Annotated in this window: 2 rRNA genes; both read right to left on the minus strand. The window is 51.7% G+C overall.

What is annotated here, in order from left to right:
* Positions 1–2,118 (minus strand): 23S ribosomal RNA (locus ACOTZF_RS25110); the annotation flags it as partial.
* A 200-nt stretch (positions 2,119–2,318) separates the two neighbouring features.
* Positions 2,319–2,374: ribosomal RNA gene (locus ACOTZF_RS25115) — 16S ribosomal RNA — on the minus strand; the annotation flags it as partial.

Here is a 2,374-nt window from a genome sequence, read left to right on the forward strand (position 1 = left end):
TCCTACACATCAAGGACCAGTGTTCAGTGTCAAGCTATAGTAAAGGTTCACGGGGTCTTTCCGTCTTGCCGCGGGTACACTGCATCTTCACAGCGAGTTCAATTTCACTGAGTCTCGGGTGGAGACAGCCTGGCCATCATTACGCCATTCGTGCAGGTCGGAACTTACCCGACAAGGAATTTCGCTACCTTAGGACCGTTATAGTTACGGCCGCCGTTTACCGGGGCTTCGATCAAGAGCTTCGCGTTGCCGCTAACCCCATCAATTAACCTTCCGGCACCGGGCAGGCGTCACACCGTATACGTCCACTTTCGTGTTTGCACAGTGCTGTGTTTTTAATAAACAGTTGCAGCCAGCTGGTATCTTCGACTGATTTCAGCTCCACCCGCAGGGGCTTCACCTACATATCAGCGTGCCTTCTCCCGAAGTTACGGCACCATTTTGCCTAGTTCCTTCACCCGAGTTCTCTCAAGCGCCTTGGTATTCTCTACCTGACCACCTGTGTCGGTTTGGGGTACGATTTCGTGTTACCTGATGCTTAGAGGCTTTTCCTGGAAGCAGGGCATTTGTTACTTCAGCACCGTAGTGCCTCGTCATCACACCTCAGCGTTAAAAGGTACCGGATTTACCTGGAACCTCCGCCTACATGCTTAAACCGGGACAACCGTCGCCCGGCTAACATAGCCTTCTCCGTCCCCCCTTCGCAGTAACACCAAGTACAGGAATATTAACCTGTTTCCCATCGACTACGCCTTTCGGCCTCGCCTTAGGGGTCGACTCACCCTGCCCCGATTAACGTTGGACAGGAACCCTTGGTCTTCCGGCGAGCGGGCTTTTCACCCGCTTTATCGTTACTTATGTCAGCATTCGCACTTCTGATACCTCCAGCAGCCCTCACAGGCCACCTTCAACGGCTTACAGAACGCTCCCCTACCCAACAACGCATAAGCGTCGCTGCCGCAGCTTCGGTGCATGGTTTAGCCCCGTTACATCTTCCGCGCAGGCCGACTCGACCAGTGAGCTATTACGCTTTCTTTAAATGATGGCTGCTTCTAAGCCAACATCCTGGCTGTCTGGGCCTTCCCACATCGTTTCCCACTTAACCATGACTTTGGGACCTTAGCTGGCGGTCTGGGTTGTTTCCCTCTTCACGACGGACGTTAGCACCCGCCGTGTGTCTCCCGTGATAACATTCTTCGGTATTCGTAGTTTGCATCGGGTTGGTAAGCCGGGATGGCCCCCTAGCCGAAACAGTGCTCTACCCCCGAAGATGAGTTCACGAGGCGCTACCTAAATAGCTTTCGGGGAGAACCAGCTATCTCCCGGTTTGATTGGCCTTTCACCCCCAGCCACAGGTCATCCGCTAATTTTTCAACATTAGTCGGTTCGGTCCTCCAGTTAGTGTTACCCAACCTTCAACCTGCCCATGGCTAGATCACCGGGTTTCGGGTCTATACCCTGCAACTTAACGCCCAGTTAAGACTCGGTTTCCCTTCGGCTCCCCTATACGGTTAACCTTGCTACAGAATATAAGTCGCTGACCCATTATACAAAAGGTACGCAGTCACACCACGAAGGTGCTCCCACTGCTTGTACGTACACGGTTTCAGGTTCTTTTTCACTCCCCTCGCCGGGGTTCTTTTCGCCTTTCCCTCACGGTACTGGTTCACTATCGGTCAGTCAGGAGTATTTAGCCTTGGAGGATGGTCCCCCCATATTCAGACAGGATACCACGTGTCCCGCCCTACTCTTCGAGTTCACAGCCTGTGTGCTTTCGTGTACGGGACTTTCACCCTGTACCGTGCGACTTTCCAGACGCTTCCACTAACACACAAGCTGATTCAGACTCTGGGCTGCTCCCCGTTCGCTCGCCGCTACTGGGGGAATCTCGGTTGATTTCTTTTCCTCAGGGTACTTAGATGTTTCAGTTCCCCCGGTTCGCCTCGTTAACCTATGTATTCAGTTAACGATAGTGCAACGGATTGCACTGGGTTTCCCCATTCGGACATCGCCGGGTCAAGGGTTCATATCACCTCGCCGGCGCTTTTCGCAGATTAGCACGTCCTTCATCGCCTCTGAATTCCAGGGCATCCACCGTGTTCGCTTAGTCGCTTAACCTCACAACCCGACGATGTTTCACTTCATGATTGCGAAAATTTGAGAGACTCGAACACACCATTAAAGATGTGTCGTTTCAATTTTCAGCTTGATCCAGATTTTTAAAGAGCAAAATTTCACAATGCACTTAACAGTACATTTTGAAATTATTCATTTATCAAACAATCTGTGTGAGCACTGCAAAGGCAGGTTCTTTAAGGTAAGGAGGTGATCCAACCGCAGGTTCCCCTACGGTTACCTTGTTACGACTTCACCC

The organism is Enterobacter cloacae complex sp. SHL021 (assembly GCF_049237765.1).
Taxonomy (GTDB): Bacteria; Pseudomonadota; Gammaproteobacteria; order Enterobacterales; family Enterobacteriaceae; genus Enterobacter; species Enterobacter cloacae.